The following is a 22,552-nucleotide window of genomic DNA, read 5'->3' as shown; positions in this document are numbered from 1 at the left end:
ATGGCATTCCTGTGTTTGTCATTAGATACCAAACAAAAAAAGTCAAAAAGGGCAGTTCTCCGGAACCGCCCTTTGGGAATATGTTTGAATTAAAATTTCAAACGATCAGGAAACCACTATGTTACCTTCCTGTAACCACTTGTTCATACCTCCTGAAAAAACAGTATGTTCTTATTGTGCTGATAGAGAGGCAATTGGGTTGGCAAAGGCCGGTTTACCTTATTGAGCTTCTTCATCATCGCAAAGTATTTCGGGGGTTCCGCTTGATCAGCCAATAAGTAACAGAAAGGGTGTAGATGTTTGCTAAAGCATTGATCTTTGTTCTTCAAATGCGGTCAGGGGCAAACCAGTTCCAACAAGTCCTTTAAACCCGTCCTTAATATTTACGATCCGGTTATACCCCCTCGATTGCAGTATGGACGCTGTGATCAAAGACCGGTAACCTCCTGCGCAGTGCAGGTAATATTCTTTGCTTTTGTCCAACTCACTCATGTGCTGGTTAATAAAGTCCAGCGGAAAACTGACGGCCCCTTCCAGGTGCTGTGTACGGTATTCGCTTTCGCGCCTTACATCGAGCAGGTTGATCTGCTTGTCAACCCTGTACAGGCTGGCAAATACATCAGGGCTTACTTCCTCTACACTATCCGTTCTATAACCGGCTTCTTTCCAGGCACAGATACCGCCTTTCAGGTAACCAATAGAGTTGTCATATCCTACTCTTGAAAGTCTTACTACGGCTTCTTCCACCCGGTCCTCATCGGCCACCAGTAAGATCGGCTGCCTGAGGTTGGAGACCAGAGTGCCTACCCAGGGAGCGAAATTGTCGTCGAGCCCAATGAAAATGGAGCCTGGTATAAAGCTGTTTGCATAAGCCTCTTTACGTCTGGTATCGATCACCAGCGCCTCCTCGTGATCCCATACCAGTTGAAACTCCGCAGGCGGTAAAGGCATGGTACCTCTTTTGATCACCTCTTCAATATCAGGCATGCCGCCTTGTACATTCATCAGCACATTGTATGGAAAATATTGAGGTGGAGCTACCAGACCTGTTGTCACTTCTTTGATGAACTCATCGCGTGTCATGTCTGTGCGTAAGGCATAGTTGAATGTCTTCTGATTGCGCAGGGTATCAGTTGTTTCCTTGCTCATATGCTTACCGCAGGCACTGCCGGCCCCATGGCCTGGATATATTATAATGTCATCCGCCAATGGCATGATCTTCTGGCGCAGTGAATCATACAACAGTCCGGCCAGCAGTTCGGGTGTGATCTCCGCCTTCAATTTTTGTACGAGGTCTGGCCGGCCAACATCTCCAATGAACAAAGTATCACCTGTAAAGATGGCGTGATCCTTGCCGTTTTCATCCTGCAATAAATAGGTGGCAGACTCCATCGTATGGCCGGGCGTGTGCAATACCTTAATGGTCACATTACCTAATTTTAATACTTCACCATCCTGTGCCACATGTGCATCATAGCCTGGTGTGGCAGTAGGACCAAATACAATGGTTGCGCCTGTTTTCGCCGCCAGTTCCTGATGGCCGCTTACAAAGTCGGCATGAAAATGGGTTTCCAGAATGTATTTAATGGTAGCGCCATTGCGTGCTGCCCGGTCTATATAAGGCTGTGTTTCCCGCAAGGGATCGATAATGGCCGCTTCGCCATTGCTTTCGATATAATAAGCTGCTTCCGCAAGGCATCCCGTATAGATCTGTTCAACTTTCATATGCATTATTTTTTGAGTAAGCGTGGGGTTTGTTCGCACAAAGATGAGCTACAGCCTACAGTCTATAAGTGCCTTAAGTTACATACAAGTATGAGAGGCCTCATTTTCCGGTATGAGTAAACTCAGCCTTGGGCTGGCCGTGGCAGGCATTCTGTTGGGGAGTTACTTCAATCGTAAAAAACCTGCCGGAAAATTAAAAAAAGGTTTTGGCGGTTCGTATTGGCAATGGGCCTATATATCCTTATTAATGGGTTTGTTCATTATACTTAACATTGTTTTTCATGATATGCGCGCTGCAACGCTTTTCCTTGATTTACAAATTTGCATTAGCTTTTACTTAACCAATTTTTAAATAACTTTACGAGGTGAAAGAGAAGGCAGCAATATTGTTGATGGCCGTATACCTGTTTGGCGCTACGAATGCCTGTCAGGTACTGAAGCTGCCACTACTGGTAACCCACTATATAAAACACAAGCAGGAGAGCCCTTATATTACCCTGGGATCATTTTTTAAGATGCATTATATAGATGCACAGCCCTTTGATGCAGATTATGCCCAGGATATGCAACTGCCTTTTAAAACTACCCCCGATACTTTTTGTCTCAACGCTCCTTCTGTTGTACCCGTTGTTCCCACAATAGATTTTAGCGCACCGGCTTACAGGCCTGTGTTACAACCGATTGTAAATGAGATTGTCCCCCTTTCCTTAGCAACCGCTGCTATCTTCCAGCCTCCAAGGGTATAGTCATCCCAATTGATCTTTAGACATAGCTATGTTTTATTTAACTTGTTTACATGGAGCTTACAGTCATTGAACAGGGGCTTACCGCCATGCAGGTACAGGAAAGCAGGCGGCAATATGGCAGCAATATCGCAGAACGAGAGAATAGTTCCGTTTTTGGAGCGGTTTTATGGGGTATCGTGAAAGAACCGATGTTCCTGCTATTGCTGGTAACCTGTGTTATTTATTTTACATTGGGGCAGTTGCAGGATGGTTTCATCATGCTGATAGCCTTGCTATTGGTAAGTGGCATTTCACTATTCCAGGATTACCGCAGCACCAGCGCGGTGCAGGCGCTCAATAAACTGGCGGCGCCAAGGGCAAAGGTACTGCGCGATGGGGTAGTGGTATCGATACCTGCTGAGGACATAGTGGTGGGTGATATCGTGATCCTGGAGGAAGGGATCATCGTACAGGCAGATGGAAGCATCCTCTTATCGAATGACCTCACGGTAAATGAGTCTACCCTTACGGGCGAGCCCTTTGCTATTGCGAAATCAGCGGCAGCCGATAATGCAGTGTACAAAGGTACGCTGGTGACATCGGGCGGTGGCAGGATGAAAGTGACGGCAGTGGGCCGGCAAACCAGGTTTGGACAGATCGGTCAATCATTGAGCGCGGTAAGTGTTCAGAAAACACCCCTGCAGCAGCAGATACATGATTTTGTGCGGAAAATGGTGATCGTCGGTATTATCGCCTTTGTTATTGTGGTGGGGTTCAACCTGTACCTGTCCGGTAGTTTTAACCAGGCTTTCTTACAGGGGCTTACCCTGGCCATGAGCATATTGCCCGAAGAAATACCGGTAGCTTTCAGCACTTTCCAGGCCCTGGGCGCTTTCCGGCTATTGAAGAAAAATATCATTGTAAAACAGCCCCAGTATGTGGAAACCCTGGGGGCGGCTACGGTGATCTGTGTAGATAAAACAGGAACATTGACCCAGAATAAAATGGAGATCGTGTACCTGTTCAATGCCGCGGATGATTGTTCCATTGCATTACGTGATCATACTTCTTTGCCGCTGGAATTGTTGGAATATGCTATGTGGTCCAGCGAAACAGCACCCTTTGACCCCATGGAAAAAGCGATCCACGCATTATATGCACGGACTGCCACCACCGACCTGCGACCACTTTTCCGGCAGGTGCATGAATATCCCCTGGATGGTGCACCACCCATGATGACCCATGTGTTCAGGAATGCGGCCGGCCGTACGGTGATCGCTGCCAAGGGCGCGCCAGAAGCTGTTTTGCGCAACAGTAGCCTGCCTCCCAATAAGAAAGCAGCATACCTGGCCCAAAGTACGGCGTATGCACGTAAAGGATACCGCGTACTGGCAGTGGCAAAAGCAGCTGGCGGGTATAAGGAATGGCCGGCATCGCAGGAAGATTTTACTTTTGACTTCCTCGGGCTGGTTGCTTTTGAAGACCCTGTCAGGGCCAGTACACCGGCAACCATCCGTAGTTTCCTGGCAGCAGGTATTGCCGTAAAGATGATCACCGGTGACTATGCTGAAACAGCCCTGGCCATAGCGGCACAGGCAGGCCTGGATACCAAAGGAGCACTGCTTACGGGTCATGAGGTAATGGACATGCCGGAAGAGGTGCTTCAACAGCGGGCTAAGGACACAAACATGTTTGTACGGATGTTTCCCGAAGCCAAATTAAAGGTGGTGAATGCGCTCAAAGCTGCCGGTGAAATTGTAGCTATGACAGGCGATGGTGTGAATGACGCCCCTGCCCTGAAAGCAGCCCATATTGGTGTGGCCATGGGTAAGCGTGGCAGTGAAGTGGCTCGGAATGCGGCCTCCTTAATATTGGCCGATGATGACCTGAGTAGTATGACTGAGGCCGTTGCGCTTGGCCGGAAGATCTATGACAACCTCAAGAAAGCCATTCAGTACATCATCTCCATCCATATTCCCATCATACTCATAGTGTTGCTGCCTTTGTTGCTGTGGAAGTTTACCGACATCTTTTCGCCGCTGCATGTTATTTTCCTGGAGCTCATCATGGGACCTACCTGCTCGATCATTTATGAAAACGAGCCCGTGGAAGAGGGAACTATGACAAGGCCGCCCAGGAAGATCAGCTATACCTTTCTTTCCTTCCGGCAATTGGTGTTGAGCATCCTGCAGGGATTGGCCATTACGACCGGATGCCTGGGCCTTGGCTATTATTATTTACAGGCAGGGGAAACAGAACCTACTGTACGCACCGTGATCTTTATCACCTTGTTGTTCTGCAATATCTTTTTAACGCAGCTCAACAGGTCTTTTGTGTACCCGGTGTTTAAGACCATTCTGTACCGGAATGTGCTGGTGCCGCTCATCATTGGAGCAACTCTGTTGTTCATAGCAGCCCTCTTATACATCCCTGTGGTTCGTGACCTGTTTAGGCTGCACCCCATTTCCTTATCCATGCTGGCAACCTGTATAGGGGTGGCTATCGTATCTACCGGTTGGCTGGAAGGGGTAAAATTGTTCACCCGGTATAAAATAAAACAGGCACAAAAAGCTGACTGAATGCAACAATTGTAAAGAATATCATAAGGTTGGTAAACGGGTTGTTAATACAAAGGGGAATGGCTTTGCAAGGTCTGCAACTTGAGTATTTTTACCTTTTATCATTTCCCTTATCGCTATCACTACCTGCTTTTACCACCAACGCTTATTTTTTTTAACGATCAGCTGCCAATTGTAAAAGGATGGGTAGCCCATTGGGTGAACTGACCTGATTTGATCTAAATTAATACATCATGAAACTTGTTTTTCTTATGTTGCTCACCGGCATGGGCCTGTCGCCTGCCGCGTGGCAAACGGATTTTGAATCGGCGAAGAAGATCGCTAAGGAAAAAGACCGGTTGATCCTGTTGAATTTTTCCGGCTCCGACTGGTGTGGTCCCTGTATCCGGTTACGAAAAGAAATATTTGACGGGAATGCCTTTTCGCAAATGGCAGACAGCGTATTGGTATTGGTCAACGCAGATTTTCCCCGTAATAAAAAGAACCAGTTGCCCAAAGAGCAGCAAAAGCACAATGAAGCACTGGCGGATCAATACAATCCGCAGGGCAAATTCCCTTTCACCCTGCTGCTCACGGCAGAAGGGAAGGTGGTTAGGTCATGGGACGGCCTTCCAACAGATGGCAACCAATTTGTAGAACAGGTTAAAACCCTTTGCGATGGCCATAGTCACTGATACAGCGCTGGTAGAGTATAAGCAATCGGAACGGCTGATGGGCAACCACTTTGAAATCACTGTAGTGGCTCCAGCGGAAGCCTGGGCGCGTGAAAAAATAGCGATGGCTATTGCTGAGATCAGGCGCATCGAAAGGCTGCTGACCACCTTTGATGAGAACAGTCAAACCAACCAGGTGAATCAACAGGCGGGTATAAGTCCTGTAAAAGTGGACCCGGAAGTATTCGCCCTGATCAAAAGGTCATTGAAGATCTCCGCGGTTACTGATGGCGCTTTTGATATTACTTACGGTTCTGTAGATAAGCGCCTGTGGAACTTTGACAGGAATATGAAGCAGTTGCCTGATCCTCTTATTGCCAGGGCGGCGGTAAAGCTCATCAATTACCGGAATGTATTGCTCGACGAAGCCGCGGGCACTGTGTTACTGAAAGAGAAAGGCATGCGCATAGGGTTTGGTGGCATTGGTAAAGGGTATGCAGCCGATATGGCCAAAGCATTACTGGTGAAAGAAGGGGTACAAAGCGGCATTGTAAATGCGTCAGGCGATCTGATCACCTGGGGCACACAGGCCGATAATAAGCCCTGGACCATCGGCATAGCCCATCCTGATGATGCGCGGTCGGCTTTTTCCTGGCTCAATATTTCCAACCTGGCCATTGCCACTTCGGGCAATTATGAAAAGTATGTATTGATAGATGGCAGGAAATATTCGCATACCATCAACCCCAAAACCGGGATGCCGGTATCGGGCATTAAAAGCGTTACCATCATCAGTCCCTATGCAGAGATCGCGGATGCTATGGCGACCCCGGTAATGGTAATGGGTGTGAAGGCGGGCCTTCACCTCATTGACCAGATCGATTACCTGGGTTGTATTATCGTGGACGATCACAATAAGATCTATTCTTCAAAAAACACCCATTTAGAATGAGCAACACAAAAAGTATAATCGCACTGGCGGCACTGGTAATAGTAGCGGCCTCCTGTACTACTGTAAAGGAGTACCAGAAAAATAAACTCAATGATGCAGAGATGACGCTGGGCAACCGGAAAGTGGAGAAAACGGAACTTAATTTCCAATCCTACCGGGAGGGGGCTTCCGGCGCCAATGCCGGTAAAAGTGGCGGCGGCTGCGGCTGTAATTGAGTTAACCTTATTTAATGATCAAAGTTATAATATGAAACAGGTGTTTTTAACGGTCCTGGGAATACTTGCCCTGCTGAAAGGATACACACAGCAGGCGCCTGATACTACGGGGTTTGAGGCCAGGAAACTGAAGATAGAAGAAATAAACCTGGTGTCCAGCTACTACGGACAAACAGGCGATCATGCCGCTGTGACCGGCGGTATTGGTACACAAAAGCTAACAGATATCGCCAATGTATTTGATATTAAGTTGTCTAAGTACGATCGTAAACTGCGTAAACACACATTTGGTCTGGAAGTAGGTATCGATCATTATTCATCGGCCTCCTCCGATAAAGTGGATCTGAAAGCCAATTCATCGGCTTCTTATTCCGATACCCGTATCTATCCTTCACTTACCTGGAGTGTAGAGAATGAAAAAAAAGGCACCACTTTTAGCCTGGGGGCTTCTTCGTCTTCCGAATTTGATTACCAGTCCTTCGGAGTGAATGTGGGGTTTGCTAAAAAGACCAGGGACAGGAACGGGGAGTTTTCCGCCCGGCTGCAGGGATACTTTGACCAGGTAAAACTGGTGACGCCCACAGAATTAAGGCCCGGCGGCGGCAGTGACGAGAATAGCTATGGGAGTGATAACCGCACCACCATTGCCGGATCACTGTCCTGGTCGCAGGTCATCAACAAAAACCTGCAGGTAATGTTGCTGGCTGACCTGGTGCACCAACAAGGCTTTCTGAGCCTGCCTTTTTACCGGGTGTATTTCAATGATGGCACGGTGCACCAGGAGAAATTGCCCGATAGTCGTTTTAAGATTCCTCTTGGCTTCAGGGCCAATTACTTTTTAGGTGACCGCATCATCATCAGGACCTACTATCGTTTTTATAAGGATGACTGGGGTATCACCTCGCATACAGCCAATATAGAAGTACCGGTGAAGATCACTCCCTTCCTTTCTGTCAGCCCTTTTTACCGGTTCTATAATCAGTCGGCTGTTAAGTATTTTGCGCCCTATGGACAACACACGGGTTCTGATACTTATTATACCAGTAATTACGACCTGTCGAAGTTCAACAGTAATTTCCTGGGAGCAGGCATCCGCCTGGCGCCTCCCAAAGGCGTATTCGGCATGCAGCACTTCAATATGCTGGAGTTGCGCTATGGACATTATACAAGAAGCAATGATCTGAATGCTAATAGCATATCGCTGAATATAAGGTTTAAGTAGAAGAACGGCTTTAGCAGAAAAAAAGATGGCGGGGGCTTACAACGGGTAAGACTCCGCCATTCTTTATGATGCAGGCTTTGCCGCCAGGCAATTCCCTGTTTATTGTATATTTATCCGGGCCTCACTCATTGGTAAGGATCACTTTCAAGGCTTTTTCTTTAGCGGCATGTTGAAAGGTCTCATAAGCATTGATAATGTCACTTAATTTGAACCGGTGGGTGATCAATTGCTGTGGATCGAGTTTTTTAGATTGCACTGTTTCCAGCAGCAAAGGCGTGGTAACAGTGTCCACCAAGCGGGTAGTAATGGTGATATTGTGCGCCCACAGGGTTTCCAGGTGCAGTTCTACACTTTTACCATGTACACCGATGTTGGCAATGGTACCGCCGGGACCTACCAATGATTGGCAAAGTTCAAAAGTAGCGGGTATGCCTACTGCTTCAATAGCTGTATCAACGCCAATATTATTGGTAAGTTGTTTTACTGCCTCAATAGCATTTTGCTTGCTGTTGTTGATGATGGCTGTGGCGCCGAAACGCTTTGCTGTTTCAAGGCGGTTATCATCCGGGTCGATCATAATGATCTTAGCAGGTGAATAGAACTGTGCAGTGAGTAAAGCCGCCAGGCCAATGGGGCCGGCTCCTACGATAGCCACGGTGTTGCCGGGCTGTATTTTTCCATTGAGCACACCACATTCAAAACCGGTGGGCAGTATATCGCTCAGCATTACAAGGGCCTCTTCATCGGCATTAGCGGGTATATGGTAAAGGCTATTGTCTGCAAAAGGGATACGCACATATTCTGCCTGGGTGCCATCGATCAAATGCCCTAATATCCAGCCTCCTTTTTCGCAATGTGAGTACATGCCTTTTTTGCAATACCTGCATTTACCGCAGGAGGAAATACAGGAGATCAGCACATGATCGCCTTTTTTAAAACTGGTGACTGCGCTACCTGTTTCTTCAACGATACCCACACCTTCATGACCGAGTATACGTCCATCTGTCACTGCCGGCACATCTCCTTTGAGGATATGCAGGTCTGTGCCGCAGATGGTGGTCTTATACATTTTTATGATGGCATCGGTAGGCTCTGTAATTGTTGGCCGGGGCTTTTCCTCCCAGGCTTTCTGGCCCGGGCCGTGGTAAACTAATGCTTTCATATGCTGTAAGATTGTATTGAATATTGTGTAAAGCTACTGGCTTGTATAGGCCCTATATAATACGAGGATCATGCCCGTAACTGATTGTTGTCAGGAGATCTTTTGGTAGCAGCATTTACCTTGTAAGTATCAATAAGTTTTATGTCTTCTATAATAACTATCACATTCAATCCCTGTATTGACAAAAGCATATCCGTACCGGCACTGATACCCGATAAAAAACTACATTGTACTGTTGAGCAGCTTCAACCAGGCGGCGGGGGTATCAATGTGGCCCGGGTGATCAAAAGGCTGGGGCTTCCTGTCACGGCAATTTACCCGTCGGGCGGTTCTACCGGCGTGCTGCTGGACGAACTATTGAAGAAAGAAGTAGTAACGACATTGACAATACCCACTACGCATCCCATACGGGAGAACATCATGCTTACAGAAACGGGCACGCATAAGCAATATCGGCTGGGTATGCCGGGCGAACCCCTCACTCTGCAGGAGTGGCAGGCCTGCCTGCGGGTGATCAGCGGAACAGAGGACGCCGCCTTCATCATAGTTAGCGGCAGCATCCAGGATAATGCGCCCCGCGACCTTTTCCGGCAGATCGCTTCCATTGCCCGGGAAAAGCAGGCGAAGTTGATAGTTGATGCCGCCGGAGAGACCTTGCAAATGGCGGTAAGGGTAGGGGCCTGGTTGATTAAGCCGAACTTGTCGGAGTTGGCAGAACTGAGTGGAAAGAAAGAATTGAATGAATACCAGGTGAGGGAAGAAGCGCACCATTTGATTACCAGTGGGCATTGCAGCATAGTGGTGGTGTCAATGGATGCCAGGGGCGCCATACTGGTAACGGCTGATGAATGTTACCGGGCTATTCCCCCCATTATTAAACCCCAAAGCAGCGTAGGTGCGGGCGATAGTATGGTGGGAGGTATCGTTTACAGCCTTAGTCAGGGAAAAACCATGCAGGAAGCTTTAAGGATGGGCGTAGCCTGTGGTACTGCGGCCATTATGAACCCAGGCACCAGTTTATGTAAACCGGAGGATGCAGGTATGCTCTACAATGAAATACAAATCTTCCCATTGGCAACGGCTGCCTGCCCGGATTGATCAGGCGAGCCTTTCCTGCAAGCCGTTTAACAACATTTATAGCGTTCAAAAAAACTGCGCTCCAGTTCTTCACGATGGTGGGGATGCGCCAGGCTGATCAGGGCCTTTCCCCTTTGTTTCAGGTTTTTGCCAAACAGGTCCACCGCTCCGTATTCTGTCACCACCCAATGGATATGGCCCCGCGTGGTCACCACACCTGCTCCTTGTTTGAGGTAAGGCACAATGCGCGATTCCCCTTTAGTAGTAGTGGAGGGAAGGGCAATAATGGGTTTTCCTTCTTCTGAAAGGGAAGCCCCGCGAATGAAATCCATTTGCCCGCCAATGCCGGAGAACTGGAAAGTACCAATCGAGTCGGCACATACCTGCCCGGTAAGGTCTATTTCAATGGCGCTGTTGATGGCCGTTGCTTTCGGGTTCTGCCTGATAATACTGGTATCATTGACATAAGCGATATCCATTACGCGGATGGCGGGATTGTCATGCACAAAGTCATACAGCTTGCGTGTACCAGATAAAAAGCCTGTGACTGACCGACCGGTATTCAGTTTCTTCTGTGAATTGTTGATAATGCCTTTCTCTATCAAGGGGATCACTCCATCCGATAGCATTTCAGTATGTAAGCCAAGATTGGAATGGCCGGTAAGGTTTTGCAATACCTGGTCTGGAATACCGCCGATCCCCAATTGCAGGGTAGCGCCATTGTCGATCAGCGCAGCTACCTGTTTACCGATCTCCTTTACTACTGTATTTGTTTTGGCGGCATAGTTCACTTCGGGCAACTCACTTTCATGCCACACCAGGGCGTGGAATTTGTCAACATGAATGAACCCATCGCCATGGGTACGAGGCATGCGTGGGTTGACCTGTGCTATCACTATTTTGGCTGTGTCCACTGCTGCCAGGGCTACATCTACGGAAGTACCCAGTGAACAATAGCCATGGGTGTCGGGAGGTGATACCTGTACCAGTGCTACATCGATGGGTAAAATGTTTTTTCTGAACAATTGCGGTATCTGGCTCAGGAAGATGGGTACATAGTCGCCATCGTGGCTATTGACAACATCCCTGGTATTGGCGGAAACAAAAAGGGAATTGAAGAAAAAATGGTTGCTGAATTCCGGTTTGTCGAAATCAATATCTCCCATATTCGTAATGCTCACCAACTCTACTTCCTGCAGCTGGCTATATCGTTCCTGCAACGCTTTTACGAGGCAAACAGGTGTGGCCGCCCCGCCATGAATAAAAACCCGGTTGCCGGAATTCACCAACTGAACTGCTTCTGCCGGCGTAACAAGTTTTCCGTTGTGCATGTGCTAATAGGTTGATAAAGAGCGTAAAGTTATCCATTACAAAGCTACCATGTATTGACAACAGTCACAGCGGGTTATGATCCCTGTCAAGCAGGCTGCCGGTATGATTAAGATCAGGTGGAACCCGTTCTTACATCATTTGCGGCGCCTTTTCCAACCGGTAGCTTTGTTATTATAGCATGTCTGGAAAGGCAGTAGTATAAAAGTAAAAAAATGTATATGATTATCCCAATAAACAGCAGGAGCCAGGTAATTGATGTGCAGCGGGAATTTAACCTGTTGTTCCCTTTTTTAAGGCTTGAATTGTTTAAGCATAAGCACAGTTACCAGGGCGGTTCACCAAAGCAGGAAAAATTGCCGCCATTTCTATACCTGGATGATCTGGGCTCCAATTTGCCCGAACAGATCATTATATCCGAAAATATGACAGTACAGGAGTTGGAAAAATTCTTTGAAGACCGGTTAGGCCTGCATCTGCAGGTATTCCGTAAAAGCGGTACGCTGTGGCTGGAAACCACCATTACGGATGGCTGGACATTGAAACAGCAGAATGAGCATGGTATGGAAATATCCCTCGCGCCGGGTGTACGGATAAACCAGGGTGACGATCAAAATGAAGACAGAACAAGGCCTTAGTAAAGCAGGTTTTTTAGTTTCTCCAGGTTGGTGATAAAGATCTTACCTTCTTTGATCTCAATAAGCTTTTCAGATTTAAAATCACTCAGGGTCCGGATCAGTGATTCCGTAGCTGTCCCTACATAATGAGCCAGGTCATCACGGGAAATATTGATCGGACTTTTATCGGCTGCCTCTTTGTTGAATTTCTGATGGATATCCACCAGGGCTTTTGCCACCCGTTTGCGCAGGGAGCCATAGGCCAGGTTCAGCAGGCGCTCTTCTTTATCTTGTACATTTTGGGCGATCAGTTTAATAAAGCGGCCGGCGATACTCATATCGTTGTAAACTGTCTGTAAAAAGTCTTCCCGGGGTATTTGTATTATTTCGGCCTCTTCCATTATTTCGGCAGCATCCTCGTAGGACTTATTTTCCAGCAAAGGCAGGTAACCGATAAAGTCTCCGGCGGTATATAAGTTCACGATATATTCTTTACCGTCTTCATGCTGCCTATATACTTTTACTTTCCCCGATTTAAGATAAAACAGGTATTTGGGCCTTTTTCCTTCTGCATACAAGGTTGTTTTTTTAGCACTGTTGTAGGCTTCATAATTATCCAGTTGCATTTTCAACAGGCCCGACTGCCGCAGGTCATTGATCATGGCGGTGGCGCCTTGTTCTCCGGTGGCATATTTCTTCTGCAGGATCGTTGATTTTTTCAGGCGGATTTCCACAGCGTTGAGTAACTCAATATCATCAAAAGGCTTGGTAATATAATCATCGGCGCCCATTTCCATGCCTTTACGAAAATCCGACCTTTCCGTTTTAGCGGTGAGGAAAATAAAAGGAATGAATTCCGTTTCAGGATTTTTGCGTAGCAGGTGCAATACACCGTATCCATCCAATTCAGGCATCATAATGTCGCAAATAATGAGGTCTGGCTTTTCCTGTAGTGCTTTTTCCACTCCTTTTTTCCCATTCTCCGCGCTAAATGTTTTATAGCCAGCCAGCGAAAGGATCTCTGCAATGTTTTCGCGGATATCATCGTGGTCGTCAATTATGAGCAGGGATTGCATGTGGAAAGATTTGGTTACCGAATGATTTACCACTGCAATAGTAAATATTTTCCTGCTAAAACCCGCAGAACTGATTAAAATCATGTGCGGCTTTGACGCCTCTCAGCAGACCGGTGGATGGGAGCATCTAATTTCGGCGATCATTTACTACTATGTTACCAACGAACCATACGGGGTTGCAGTGCGCGCATTGCGGCGAAGAATGCCCGGATGAGGGCATCAGCCTTGCCGGCGTCCATTTCTGCTGCGCAGGCTGCAGATCGGTTTACCAGCTGATCAATCAGCAGGGCCTATGCGATTATTATGCCCTGAACCGGCAGCCTGGCGCTTCCCAACAAATTCCCGTACGGAAAGATAAGTTCGCCTTCCTCGACGATAGCCGGATCATACAGAAGCTTATTAGTTTTCAGAACAATGAGCAAACCAGGGTCACTTTCTACCTGCCGCATATCCATTGCAGTTCCTGCTTGTACCTGCTGGAACACCTGCATAAATTACAGCCGGGTGTGCTGGCGGCCCGCGTCAATTTTACCCGTAAAGAGATCCAAATAGATATCAACCACCAGGTAGTAAGCTTGCGGAGGATCGCAGAATTGCTGACGCAGATCGGCTATGAACCCTATATCAGCCTGGCGGACCTGAACGGGGCGAGACCGCCGCAGGACAAAAAATATATTAAGCAACTGGGGGTGGCGGGCTTTTCCTTTGCCAATATCATGTTGCTTAGCTTCCCGGAATATTTTGGCCTGGCTGCTTCCGAGCAACACCTACAGGGTATTTTTCGTATGTTGAACCTTGTACTGGCCTTGCCCGTCGTGCTGTATAGCGCCATTCCTTTTTATGAATCGGCATGGAAGAGCCTGCGCCACCGTTTTCTCAACATCGATGCCCCCATTGTATTGGCTATCTTCATCACTTTTGGCAGGAGTCTTTATGAAGTGTTGTCCGGCACCGGCGGGGGGTATTTCGATTCTATGACGGGCATTGTATTTTTTATGCTCGCAGGAAAAGTATTACAGGACAAAACCTACCGTCAACTTTCATTCGAACGGGATTATACTTCCTATTTCCCCATATCGGTGACGGTAGTAGCCGATGACCGTGAAATGGCGGTAGCGCTGCCTGTCGTTAAGCCGGGCGATACCCTGCGTATTCACAGTGAAGAGCTCATTCCGGCAGATGGTATTCTGACAAGAGGCAACGCACTGATCGATTACAGTTTTGTGACCGGCGAGTCGATGGCCATACCCAAGGATATGGGAGAGATCGTATATGCGGGCGGGCGGCAAAAAGGCGGTACCATCGAAGTGCTGGTGACAAGGGAAGTGGCGCAGAGTTATTTAACAAGGCTATGGAACCAGGACGCTTTGCGCCGGAAGCAACCTAAAGAGCAGTCGTCTTTTGTGCACCTCATCAGCCGTTATTTTACTTATGTATTGTTTGGCCTGGCTGCTATTGCCGCCCTCTATTGGTGGATCAACGACCCCTCCAGAATTGCCAACGCCGTTACTGCCATGTTGATCGTGGCCTGCCCCTGCGCGCTGCTCCTGTCGGGCACTTTTACACAGGGTAATATCCTGCGTATTCTTGGCCGCAACCAATTTTACCTGCGGGATGCCCAGGTTATTGAAGACATTGCCAAAGCTGATCATATTGTATTTGATAAAACGGGCACACTTACTACAGTGCAGGATATGAATGTGGGCTATGAAGGCGAAAGGCTTTCCAACGATCAGTTGAAAATGATCGCCGCAGTTGCTGCGCAAACCAATCATCCCCTTACACGTGCTTTGTGCAGCTGGCTTCCCCATGATCCTTCCCTTCAGGTGGAAGCATTCCGGGAAATACCGGGCGAAGGTGTTGCTGGCATAGTGAATGATACGCTCATTCAATTGGGCAGCGCCTTCTATGCAAAGAACGTCCATCCGTCCAATACAGGAGGCAGCCGTGTGTACATCAACTGGAACTATGCATCCAAGGGATGTTTTGTATTTACCAGTCATTACCGTGATGAAGTGCCTGAACTGGTCAAAAAACTGAGGAAGCACTACCGGCTCTCCCTGGTAAGCGGCGATAACAACCGGGAAGAGAAAAATCTGCGCAGGCTGTTTGCTCACAATAGCACTTTGCTGTTCAATCAAAGACCCGAAGATAAACTGCGTCACGTGGAGCAATTACAAAAGATGGGCAAGCGGGTGATGGTAATAGGCGACGGCCTGAATGATGCAGGCGCTTTGCGCCAGGCCGATGCTGGCATTGCACTGACGGAAGATACCAACAACTTTACCCCGGCCAGTGATGCCATCCTGGAAGCGGCGCAATTGTCAAAGCTTCCTAAGTTCATCCGTTTGTGCAAGGCCAACCGTTATATTATCATGGCCAGTTTCTTTCTGTCGATTGTTTACAATGTGATCGGTCTGTACTTTGCCGTACAGGGAACGCTTTCTCCCCTGATCGCTGCAATCCTGATGCCTGCCAGCAGTCTCAGTATCCTGCTGGTCACTTTTGGCAGCAGCAGACTGGTGGCCAATCAACTGGATCTGTAACAAAGGGTGGGCGCCCGCTGAGGGCGGTTCACCCTTTGTCATTTTTACACCTGATCAAAATCAGGTGGCGCAATAAGCCACATCAGCATTGTCGTGTACAGACTTAAATAGTTTTGACCCGTTAACAAATGTTTTATGACAGTAATTATCATTCTGCTGGGCGCCAGCATATCCGTATCGGCCCTGTTCCTGGCCGGGTTTATCTGGAGTGTAAAGAACAAGCAATATGATGATGAGTTTTCTCCTCCGGTGAGAATATTGTTTGATGATAAGCCAGGTGATGACACTACTACTGTAGATACCCAATAAGAACCGTAAACAATCACAATATGCAGGTAGAAAAGTTTTATTATGACAACAAAACGGTGAAATGGTTTGCCTACGCGGTCCTGTTCTGGTGCATCGTAGGCATGCTGGCCGGGTTATGGGCATCTATTGCCTTGTTTTATCCAAAGATCAATCTCGGGCTGCCTGCCACTACCTTCGGCCGTATGCGCCCGGTGCATACCAATGCAGTGATCTTTGCCTTCGTAGGCAATGGTATTTTCATGGGAGTGTACTATTCCCTGCAGCGCCTGTGTAAAGCAAGGATGTTTAGCGACCTGCTTAGCAAGATCCATTTCTGGGGCTGGCAGGCCATTATTGTAGTGGGCGCTATTTCGTTGTGGGCCGGCGCCACAACCGGGAAGGAATATGCAGAATTGGAATGGCCCATCGATATTGCCATTACCATCGTATGGGTAGTATTTGGCATTAACATCTTTGGTACTATTCTTAAGCGCCGTGAATCGCATTTATATGTGGCCATCTGGTTTTACATTGCAACCTGGGTCACCGTGGCCATGCTGCATATTGTGAACTCATTTGAACTGCCTGTTTCCCTTTTTAAAAGCTATAGCTGGTATGCAGGTGTGCAGGATGCGTTGGTTCAATGGTGGTATGGGCACAATGCGGTGGCTTTCTTCCTCACCACGCCTTACCTCGGGTTGATGTATTATTTCCTGCCCAAGGCGGCCAACAGGCCGGTGTACAGCTACCGGCTTTCTATCATTCACTTCTGGGCGTTGATCTTTATCTATATCTGGGCTGGTCCGCACCATTTATTGTATACCAGTTTACCCGATTGGGCGCAGTCATTGGGCGTGGTATTTTCCATCATGCTCATCGCTCCCAGCTGGGGAGGTATGCTGAATGGCTTGTTTACTTTAAGAGGGGCCTGGGATAAAGTACGGGAAGATCCTGTGTTGAAATTCCTGGTAGTGGCAATCACTTGTTATGGTATGGCCACTTTTGAAGGACCCATGCTGAGTTTAAAAAATGTAAATGCCATCTCGCACTTTACCGACTGGACCATTGCGCACGTGCACATCGGCGCGCTGGGCTGGAATGGGTTTCTCACCTTCGGTATATTGTACTGGCTCATTCCCAAAATGTGGGGTACTACGCTGTATTCAAAAAAACTGGCCGGTACGCATTTCTGGATCGGCACCATCGGTATCATATTGTATGCGCTGCCTTTATACTGGGCAGGTTTTGCACAAAGCATGATGTGGAAAACCTTTACTGAAGAAGGACAACTGAAATTCCAGTTCCTGGAAACAGTTACACATATCATACCTATGTATGTTACCCGCAGCATTGGCGGCACACTCTATATTGGCAGCGCCTTTATCATGATCTATAACCTGCGCAAGACCATTCAGCAGGGTAGCTTCATGGCCAATGAAGCAGCCGAAGCGCCTGCGCTGCCCAAACAGATCCTTACGCATGGCAAAGAATACTGGCACCGCTGGATCGAAAAAAGGCCAATGCAGATGCTCGTGTTCAGTCTGATAGCAGTGGCCATTGGCGGTATCCTGGAAATGATCCCCACCTTTCTGGTAAAGTCGAATGTGCCTACCATCAGCAGTGTAAAACCTTATACGCCCCTGGAATTATATGGTCGTGATATCTATGTGCGGGAAGGTTGTTATACCTGTCACTCACAGATGATCAGACCCTTCCGTGATGAAGTGGCCCGCTACGGGGAATACTCCAAGGCCGGTGAATTTGTGTATGACCATCCTTTTCAGTGGGGTTCCAAAAGAACCGGGCCCGACCTGGCGCGTGAGGGAGGCAAATATCCTGACAGCTGGCATTACAACCATATGCTCGATCCGCAGTCCATGTCGCCGGGCTCCATCATGCCTTCCTATGACTGGTTATTCGAAAACAACATCGATACTACCAGCACAGGGGCTAAGATCCGCGCCATGCAAACACTGGGAGTGCCTTATCCGGCGGGGTATGACAGCCAGGCCAACAAAGCGTTGCTGGAGCAGGCAAGCAGTATCAGCACCAGCCTGAAGGCAGATAAGATACAAACGAAGCATACTAAAGAGATCATAGCCCTGATAGCCTATCTGCAAAGATTGGGTAAGGATATTAAGTCTGTTCCAATAGCAGAAACCGTGAAGTAATAAAAATATAATCATGAAATTCATTCACTACCTCGAAAAGATCAGCGGTATCAGTATTTACGGACTTAGTTCGTTGCTCATCTTTGGCTCGTTCTTCCTGCTGATGGTGGTATGGGCCTTTAAGGCCGACAAGAAGCTGATGGAAGAAGTAAGTAAAATACCGCTCGATAAAACTGTTTAACAGCAAAAAGAATTTTTATGTCCTTGATACAATCCCTATTAGCCCAGGCAGGCAGGTTAAAGAAAGCAGGTTTACTGATCACAGGTGTATGTTGCAGCACTTTATTGTGGGCGCAGGCGCCACTGCCTGATGCCATGGATGATCCATTTGTAGTGGTACTGATCGTGATCATGGCTATCCTGGCCCTCATTATTGGCTTGCTGGCCTGGGTAGTGCTGGGCAGCGCCCAGATCTACCTGCAAAGATCAAAGCAGGAAGAAACTGCTGTAAAAGAAAAAAAAAGTCAGCCTGCCACAACTGCGGTAACTGTAGTTGCACTGCTGCTAACAAGTTTGAGTTCCCGGGCTGAAGAAACGGGTAACAGTACTGCCGTGGTCAGTGCTCATAACCTTAGCGATACGGCTTTTTACACCATGACGGGCGTCATCTTCCTGGAGTTGATGGTCATTGGCGCTTTGCTGTACAACCTGCGTGTGCTGCTGGAAATTAAAAGGAAGAAGGCTGCTATAGCAGGTGAGAAACTGAAGCCTGCCATCAGTTGGTGGGATAAGCTCAATAAGTTCAGGCCTGTGGAGCAGGAAGTGAACATCGACCTGGGCCATGATTACGATGGCATCCGTGAACTGGATAACCGGTTGCCACCCTGGTGGCTGTATGGCTTCTACCTTTCCATCGTTTTTGCCTGCATTTACCTGTGGCGTTACCATGTATCGCACACGGCGCCGCTGAGCGGGGAGGAATACCAGCTGGCGGTAAAAGCGGCGGAAGTAAAACGCGCTGAGTACTTGAAAAAGGCGGCTAATAATGTGGATGAGAATACGGTAAAATACCTGTCTGAAAGCACCGACCTGCAGGCCGGGCAGAAAATATTCGTCACCACCTGTTTTCCCTGTCATGGTAAAGGAGGGGAGGGTGGAGTAGGGCCCAACCTTACCGATGAATACTGGCTGCATGGCGGCAGCATGAAAGATATTTTTAAGACGATCAGGTATGGCGTGCCCGAAAAAGGTATGAAGAGCTGGAAAGACGATTATTCGCCCGCCCAGATCGCCCAGCTTGCCAGCTATATTAAATCGATCAAAGGCACGAATCCGCCCAATGCGAAACCGCCGCAGGGGGCATTATTCCAGGAAGAAGGCGCTAAAGCTGCGGATTCTGCTACCCTATCAGCAAGTAATTAAGGAAACAATTTGATCTCACCAATATGTATGCCCCCCGGGGCGCCAAAGCCATGGTAAAGGAAACAATACAGGAATCGTTCAGGGACAGGATTGCTACCGTAGATGCGAGCGGAAAGCGCAACTGGGTGTATGCCCAAAAGCCAGTGGGCAGGTTGTACAACCTGCGCACGGCGGTGAGCCTGGGCTTCTTTGCCTTGTTTGTCACCTTACCCTTTATACATATCGATGGAAGGCCGCTGTTTCTTTTCAATATTCCCTCTGCCCGCTTCATTATTTTCGGAAAGGTGTTCTGGCCCCAGGATTTTTTCATCTTCGGGCTAACTATGATCACCTTCGTTATTTTCATCATCCTGTTCACCGCAGCCTTTGGCAGGTTGTTTTGCGGCTGGGTTTGCCCTCAAACGGTATTTATGGAAATGTTGTTCCGTAAGATTGAATATGTTATCGAGGGGAGCGCGGCGCAACAGAAGCTCAATAAAACAAGACCGTGGACTGCCGGTAAGATCACGCGACGGGCCATTAAATACCTGGTTTTCTATCTGCTGGCCTTTGTCATTGCCAATTTCTTTCTGTCCTACATTATTGGGATAAAAGAATTGTACAAGATCATTACGGAACCTGTAGGTCAACATATAGGCGGATTTACCTCGATCATAGTATTTTCTGCTGTATTCTTCGCGGTGTATGCCTTCTTCAGGGAACAGGCCTGTACGGTGGTTTGTCCTTACGGCAGGCTACAGGGCGTATTGCTGGATAAAAACTCGATGATCGTGGCCTACGATTATAAACGTGGCGAACCCAGGAGTAAGTATACTAAGAAAGCGGCCCCGGATACCGGCGATTGCATCGACTGCCTGCAATGCGTGAAGGTTTGCCCAACCGGTATCGATATCCGTAATGGCACTCAAATGGAGTGTGTGGGTTGCACGGCCTGTATCGATGCCTGTAATGCCATTATGGACAGGATCGGGAAACCACAGGGACTTATCCGCTATGCTTCAGAAAATGGAATTGCCAATAAAGAAACGCTTCATTACAGTACCCGGATGAAATTATATACCGGCCTGTTGTCCATACTGGTCATTCTATTGGGTATCCTGCTCATGTCGCGCAAGGACATCGATGCTACCATCATGCGAACTCCTGGTATGTTGTACCAGGAAAGGGGAACGGACAGTGTCTCTAACCTGTACAATATTAAGATCGCCAATAAGACCATTGAAAATATTCCCTTACACCTGCAACTGGAAGATAGCAATGGGAGGATCGAAGTAATAGGTAGCTCCACTGTGCCGGTGAAAAAAGAAGATGAAAGTGCCGGTACCTTCTTTGTGGTGTTGCCCAAAAAATGGATCCGGGAAAGAAAATCCATGCTCAGGATCGGGCTTTACCAGGGTGGTAAACAGATAGATGTGGTCACTACTAATTTCCTGGGGCCTGTAACCGATGAACCATAAAAACGTCAACTATGAACTGGGGAAATAAATTATTACTGGTATTCGCTGCTTTCGGGTCCATGATGTCTTTTATGGTGTACCGGTGCATGAAGGAACCTGTGAACCTGGTATCCAAAGAGTATTACCGTGATGAGATCGCATACCAGCAGGTAATTGACAGCCGGGACAAGACCAATGCACTCAGCAGCAGGGTAAAGCTGTCGGAAAACAACTCTTCCATTGCGATTATCCTGCCGGCCGAAATGAAGCAGAAAAGGATAGCAGGCAATATCCTGTTGTACTGCCCGGCCGATGCCCGGTACGACAGGGAGTTTGTGTTGCATACCGACAGCGCCGCTTCTCAGACTTTGAGTAAAAAAAGTCTGGCGCCGGGCAGGTATGTGGTAAAAATATCCTGGAAGGCGGATAGTACCAATTATTACAGTGAGGAACCCTTAACCATTCGCTAATGAGCTGGCAGGTAGCAATAGCAGGTGTTGGCATGGGCATGGTGAGCAGCCTGCATTGCATAGGTATGTGCGGGCCATTGGTGATGGCCCTGCCCTTACCCCAAGAGGCTGGTCTCCGGCGCTTGTTGCCCCTTTTTACTTATAATACCGGGCGATTGACGACCTATGGCCTCCTGGGTGCGCTGTTTGGTTTGGCCGGCAGGAGGTTGCAACTGGCAGGCTGGCAACAATGGCTGTCTGTTGGCCTGGGAGTTGTGATCTTGCTGGGGTGGTTTGCTGCAAGGATAGGTATACGGCGCAGCTTCTATCCGGCACAAATAGTACAGCAGCAGATCACGCAACTCAATCTTTATTTATGGAAGCGGGCCGGCAAAGCCGGTTTTTTTCTGTTGGGGATGGCCAATGGACTGTTGCCTTGCGGCATGGTATACCTGGCGGTAGCAGCAGCCATCAGTACGGGTAGCACTGGTTGGAGCACCCTTTTTATGGTATGTTTTGGATTGGGCACACTGCCTGCTATGACCGGCCTCGGTTATTTCAGTGCCTGGTTCAATCAATCTGTGAGGTTGTATTTAAGGAAGTGGATACCGGCATTTACCGTGGCGGTGGGTATACTGCTTATATTGCGTGGATTGGATCTTGGTATCCCTTATATCAGTCCCCGGTTGCCTGTGGTCCCCGTAAGCGGGATATCCTGTCACTGATCAAACCGGGCCCAGCGTTTTTTTATCCCTGTCCTGGTATCCAAATTCTTCTTCACCCAATTCAGGGCCATTGTATTTGCCATCTTTTATTACGATCATGGCAAGCCCGATCATTACAACCGGTGAGAAAAAATAAAGTCCCACACCGATTATCCGGAGCGCATCCATTTGAAGACAAAAACAATAGATGAGTAAATAAAGGGTAGCCAGAACGGCTGCAATGGTTGAGCGTTTCATAACTGA

The 22,552-nt window shown here is 48.0% G+C and carries 22 protein-coding genes; 17 read left to right on the top strand and 5 right to left on the bottom strand.

Going from position 1 to position 22,552, the window contains the following annotated elements:
* Positions 1–303 precede the first annotated feature (303 nt).
* Positions 304–1,725 (bottom strand): MBL fold metallo-hydrolase, encoded by a 1,422-nt coding sequence (locus tag D3H65_RS08635; RefSeq protein WP_119049930.1) that lies wholly within the window; start codon positions 1,723–1,725, stop codon positions 304–306.
* Between the two features lie 112 nt (positions 1,726–1,837).
* On the opposite strand from D3H65_RS08635, the gene D3H65_RS08630 reads away from it, so the two are divergent.
* The 7 genes from D3H65_RS08630 to D3H65_RS08600 all read left to right on the top strand — a co-directional run bounded on the left by D3H65_RS08630 (position 1,838) and on the right by D3H65_RS08600 (position 8,071).
* Positions 1,838–2,077 carry a hypothetical protein gene (locus tag D3H65_RS08630; protein WP_119049929.1) on the top strand — a complete coding sequence of 80 codons (240 nt, stop codon included), beginning with the start codon at positions 1,838–1,840 and terminating at the stop codon, positions 2,075–2,077.
* A gap of 13 nt (positions 2,078–2,090) precedes the next feature.
* A complete protein-coding gene (locus D3H65_RS08625; protein ID WP_162915496.1) occupies positions 2,091–2,471 on the top strand; it encodes a hypothetical protein in 381 nt (126 codons plus the stop codon).
* A 50-nt stretch (positions 2,472–2,521) separates the two neighbouring features.
* Positions 2,522–5,029 (top strand): cation-translocating P-type ATPase, encoded by a 2,508-nt coding sequence (locus tag D3H65_RS08620; RefSeq protein WP_119049927.1) that lies wholly within the window; start codon positions 2,522–2,524, stop codon positions 5,027–5,029.
* A 233-nt stretch (positions 5,030–5,262) separates the two neighbouring features.
* A complete protein-coding gene (locus tag D3H65_RS08615; RefSeq protein WP_119049926.1) occupies positions 5,263–5,703 on the top strand; it encodes a thioredoxin family protein in 441 nt (146 codons plus the stop codon).
* Complete coding sequence (locus D3H65_RS08610; protein ID WP_119049925.1) at positions 5,687–6,634, top strand: FAD:protein FMN transferase; 948 nt, start codon at positions 5,687–5,689, stop codon at positions 6,632–6,634. Before D3H65_RS08615 ends, D3H65_RS08610 begins: the two co-directional genes overlap by 17 nt.
* Positions 6,631–6,849, top strand: coding sequence for a DUF4266 domain-containing protein (locus tag D3H65_RS08605; RefSeq protein ID WP_119049924.1), 219 nt, complete (start codon positions 6,631–6,633; stop codon positions 6,847–6,849). Before D3H65_RS08610 ends, D3H65_RS08605 begins: the two co-directional genes overlap by 4 nt.
* A gap of 31 nt (positions 6,850–6,880) precedes the next feature.
* Positions 6,881–8,071, top strand: coding sequence for a DUF3570 domain-containing protein (locus D3H65_RS08600; protein WP_119049923.1), 1,191 nt, complete (start codon positions 6,881–6,883; stop codon positions 8,069–8,071).
* Positions 8,072–8,192: 121 nt separating this feature from the next.
* Here D3H65_RS08600 and D3H65_RS08595 read toward each other — a convergent pair whose 3' ends face one another.
* Positions 8,193–9,233, bottom strand: coding sequence for a zinc-dependent alcohol dehydrogenase family protein (locus D3H65_RS08595; RefSeq protein ID WP_119049922.1), 1,041 nt, complete (start codon positions 9,231–9,233; stop codon positions 8,193–8,195).
* 141 nt (positions 9,234–9,374) lie between these two features.
* On the opposite strand from D3H65_RS08595, the gene D3H65_RS08590 reads away from it, so the two are divergent.
* Entirely contained in the window at positions 9,375–10,331 is a 957-nt protein-coding gene (locus tag D3H65_RS08590; RefSeq protein WP_119049921.1) for a 1-phosphofructokinase family hexose kinase, read from the top strand.
* Positions 10,332–10,357: 26 nt separating this feature from the next.
* Here D3H65_RS08590 and D3H65_RS08585 read toward each other — a convergent pair whose 3' ends face one another.
* The gene (locus tag D3H65_RS08585; protein ID WP_119049920.1) at positions 10,358–11,641 is read right to left on the bottom strand and encodes an acetyl-CoA hydrolase/transferase family protein; all 1,284 of its coding nucleotides are present in this window, start codon (positions 11,639–11,641) and stop codon (positions 10,358–10,360) included.
* 219 nt (positions 11,642–11,860) lie between these two features.
* Between D3H65_RS08585 and D3H65_RS08580 the strand changes: the two genes are divergently transcribed.
* Complete coding sequence (locus D3H65_RS08580) at positions 11,861–12,277, top strand: hypothetical protein (RefSeq protein ID WP_162915495.1); 417 nt, start codon at positions 11,861–11,863, stop codon at positions 12,275–12,277.
* On the opposite strand, the gene D3H65_RS08575 is transcribed toward D3H65_RS08580, so the two are convergent.
* Positions 12,274–13,332: a response regulator gene (locus tag D3H65_RS08575; protein WP_119054436.1), complete on the bottom strand. Its 1,059-nt coding sequence runs from the start codon at positions 13,330–13,332 to the stop codon at positions 12,274–12,276. The genes D3H65_RS08580 and D3H65_RS08575 overlap by 4 nt on opposite strands.
* A 152-nt stretch (positions 13,333–13,484) precedes the next feature.
* Here D3H65_RS08575 and D3H65_RS08570 point away from each other — a divergent pair, with 152 nt between their 5' ends.
* From D3H65_RS08570 to D3H65_RS08535, 8 genes are all read left to right on the top strand, one after another.
* A complete protein-coding gene (locus D3H65_RS08570) occupies positions 13,485–15,878 on the top strand; it encodes a heavy metal translocating P-type ATPase (protein WP_119049918.1) in 2,394 nt (797 codons plus the stop codon).
* A 135-nt stretch (positions 15,879–16,013) separates the two neighbouring features.
* The gene (ccoS, locus tag D3H65_RS08565) at positions 16,014–16,187 is read left to right on the top strand and encodes a cbb3-type cytochrome oxidase assembly protein CcoS (RefSeq protein WP_119049917.1); all 174 of its coding nucleotides are present in this window, start codon (positions 16,014–16,016) and stop codon (positions 16,185–16,187) included.
* Between the two features lie 20 nt (positions 16,188–16,207).
* A complete protein-coding gene (gene ccoN / locus D3H65_RS08560) occupies positions 16,208–18,337 on the top strand; it encodes a cytochrome-c oxidase, cbb3-type subunit I (RefSeq protein ID WP_119049916.1) in 2,130 nt (709 codons plus the stop codon).
* Positions 18,338–18,350: 13 nt separating this feature from the next.
* Positions 18,351–18,518: a CcoQ/FixQ family Cbb3-type cytochrome c oxidase assembly chaperone gene (locus D3H65_RS08555; RefSeq protein WP_119049915.1), complete on the top strand. Its 168-nt coding sequence runs from the start codon at positions 18,351–18,353 to the stop codon at positions 18,516–18,518.
* A 17-nt stretch (positions 18,519–18,535) separates the two neighbouring features.
* Positions 18,536–19,699, top strand: a complete 1,164-nt coding sequence (locus D3H65_RS08550; protein WP_211345648.1) for a cbb3-type cytochrome c oxidase N-terminal domain-containing protein — start codon at positions 18,536–18,538, stop codon at positions 19,697–19,699.
* Positions 19,700–19,722: 23 nt separating this feature from the next.
* Positions 19,723–21,156 (top strand): cytochrome c oxidase accessory protein CcoG, encoded by a 1,434-nt coding sequence (gene ccoG / locus D3H65_RS08545; protein WP_245999703.1) that lies wholly within the window; start codon positions 19,723–19,725, stop codon positions 21,154–21,156.
* 11 nt (positions 21,157–21,167) lie between these two features.
* Entirely contained in the window at positions 21,168–21,605 is a 438-nt protein-coding gene (locus tag D3H65_RS08540; protein ID WP_119049914.1) for a FixH family protein, read from the top strand.
* A complete protein-coding gene (locus D3H65_RS08535) occupies positions 21,605–22,309 on the top strand; it encodes a sulfite exporter TauE/SafE family protein (protein WP_119049913.1) in 705 nt (234 codons plus the stop codon). The genes D3H65_RS08540 and D3H65_RS08535 overlap by 1 nt, the downstream gene beginning before the upstream one ends.
* Here D3H65_RS08535 and D3H65_RS32860 read toward each other — a convergent pair whose 3' ends face one another.
* Entirely contained in the window at positions 22,310–22,546 is a 237-nt protein-coding gene (locus D3H65_RS32860) for a hypothetical protein (protein ID WP_162915494.1), read from the bottom strand.
* Between the last annotated feature and the right edge of the window lie 6 nt (positions 22,547–22,552).

The sequence above is a fragment of the Paraflavitalea soli genome (genome assembly GCF_003555545.1).
In the GTDB taxonomy this organism is placed as follows: Bacteria; Bacteroidota; Bacteroidia; order Chitinophagales; family Chitinophagaceae; genus Paraflavitalea; species Paraflavitalea soli.
Note: the sequence above shows the minus strand (reverse complement) of the source record. Positions and strands in the feature narration are given on the sequence as shown.

Excerpts from the sequence above, each read along its gene's own strand:
- D3H65_RS08635 (WP_119049930.1), bottom strand. The coding sequence starts at position 1,725 with ATGAAAGTTGAACAGATCTATACGGGATGCCTTGCGGAAGCAGCTTAT.
- D3H65_RS08630 (WP_119049929.1), top strand. The coding sequence starts at position 1,838 with ATGAGTAAACTCAGCCTTGGGCTGGCCGTGGCAGGCATTCTGTTGGGG.
- D3H65_RS08620 (WP_119049927.1), top strand. The coding sequence starts at position 2,522 with ATGGAGCTTACAGTCATTGAACAGGGGCTTACCGCCATGCAGGTACAG.
- D3H65_RS08615 (WP_119049926.1), top strand. The coding sequence starts at position 5,263 with ATGAAACTTGTTTTTCTTATGTTGCTCACCGGCATGGGCCTGTCGCCT.
- D3H65_RS08610 (WP_119049925.1), top strand. The coding sequence starts at position 5,687 with ATGGCCATAGTCACTGATACAGCGCTGGTAGAGTATAAGCAATCGGAA.
- D3H65_RS08605 (WP_119049924.1), top strand. The coding sequence starts at position 6,631 with ATGAGCAACACAAAAAGTATAATCGCACTGGCGGCACTGGTAATAGTA.
- D3H65_RS08600 (WP_119049923.1), top strand. The coding sequence starts at position 6,881 with ATGAAACAGGTGTTTTTAACGGTCCTGGGAATACTTGCCCTGCTGAAA.
- D3H65_RS08595 (WP_119049922.1), bottom strand. The coding sequence starts at position 9,233 with ATGAAAGCATTAGTTTACCACGGCCCGGGCCAGAAAGCCTGGGAGGAA.
- D3H65_RS08590 (WP_119049921.1), top strand. The coding sequence starts at position 9,375 with ATGTCTTCTATAATAACTATCACATTCAATCCCTGTATTGACAAAAGC.
- D3H65_RS08585 (WP_119049920.1), bottom strand. The coding sequence starts at position 11,641 with ATGCACAACGGAAAACTTGTTACGCCGGCAGAAGCAGTTCAGTTGGTG.
- D3H65_RS08580 (WP_162915495.1), top strand. The coding sequence starts at position 11,861 with ATGATTATCCCAATAAACAGCAGGAGCCAGGTAATTGATGTGCAGCGG.
- D3H65_RS08575 (WP_119054436.1), bottom strand. The coding sequence starts at position 13,332 with ATGCAATCCCTGCTCATAATTGACGACCACGATGATATCCGCGAAAAC.
- D3H65_RS08570 (WP_119049918.1), top strand. The coding sequence starts at position 13,485 with ATGTTACCAACGAACCATACGGGGTTGCAGTGCGCGCATTGCGGCGAA.
- ccoS (WP_119049917.1), top strand. The coding sequence starts at position 16,014 with ATGACAGTAATTATCATTCTGCTGGGCGCCAGCATATCCGTATCGGCC.
- ccoN (WP_119049916.1), top strand. The coding sequence starts at position 16,208 with ATGCAGGTAGAAAAGTTTTATTATGACAACAAAACGGTGAAATGGTTT.
- D3H65_RS08555 (WP_119049915.1), top strand. The coding sequence starts at position 18,351 with ATGAAATTCATTCACTACCTCGAAAAGATCAGCGGTATCAGTATTTAC.
- D3H65_RS08550 (WP_211345648.1), top strand. The coding sequence starts at position 18,536 with ATGTCCTTGATACAATCCCTATTAGCCCAGGCAGGCAGGTTAAAGAAA.
- ccoG (WP_245999703.1), top strand. The coding sequence starts at position 19,723 with ATGTATGCCCCCCGGGGCGCCAAAGCCATGGTAAAGGAAACAATACAG.
- D3H65_RS08540 (WP_119049914.1), top strand. The coding sequence starts at position 21,168 with ATGAACTGGGGAAATAAATTATTACTGGTATTCGCTGCTTTCGGGTCC.
- D3H65_RS08535 (WP_119049913.1), top strand. The coding sequence starts at position 21,605 with ATGAGCTGGCAGGTAGCAATAGCAGGTGTTGGCATGGGCATGGTGAGC.
- D3H65_RS32860 (WP_162915494.1), bottom strand. The coding sequence starts at position 22,546 with ATGAAACGCTCAACCATTGCAGCCGTTCTGGCTACCCTTTATTTACTC.